Origin of the sequence: Bacillus sp. JJ1521, assembly GCF_036965165.1 — a bacterium.
Lineage (GTDB): Bacteria > Bacillota > Bacilli > Bacillales > Bacillaceae_L > Ferdinandcohnia.
The window spans coordinates 758-1,299 of record NZ_JBALOX010000014.1; the positions used below are offsets into that span (position 1 = coordinate 758).

The following is a 542-nucleotide window of genomic DNA, read 5'->3' on the forward strand; positions in this document are numbered from 1 at the left end:
AAGTCAAAATTCCATTTATTGTATACCTTCAGCATGCGAATAGACCGATTACGTCGACTAATGTCATTTAACCGATCCTTCAAAACCGTTAATTTTTCTTTTCATTTAGATCACCTAATTTTCAGTTCGTTCGAATACATAGTTTTATTATATACCTCTTTTTGGATGAATATATCCTAAGATGGAAAATCGTGGGTAGTCCGTTGCTCAAATAAAAAAGGGCGCTTTTCCTCGCTTTAGAAAAGTACCCTTATTTCACTTTTATCATGATTTTTTTGATTTGTTTTTGATTATACGATCGCTAATAATTGCTATTAATAATCCAACTGCGATTGGCAAGAAAGAAATTTCTGCATGTGTAGATGTATATTTGAGTAAAAGAATAACTATATTTGCAATATAGCCGATTAAATAAAGTAAAACCATTGATCCAATTGAAAGGATTAAGGTGATCTTATACGGAAAATTGGCCAAGGGACTTATTAATACACTAATTGCTATCAATAAAAATCCAACCCCAAAAGCATATGTAAATTCAATAC

The 542-nt window shown here is 31.0% G+C and carries 1 protein-coding gene; it reads right to left on the bottom strand.

The genetic code is table 11. The features are described 5' to 3' along the window. Positions 1-264 precede the first annotated feature (264 nt). Positions 265-542 (bottom strand): hypothetical protein (locus V7147_RS03205; RefSeq protein ID WP_335366419.1); only part of this gene is annotated, 278 nt, incomplete at its 5' end.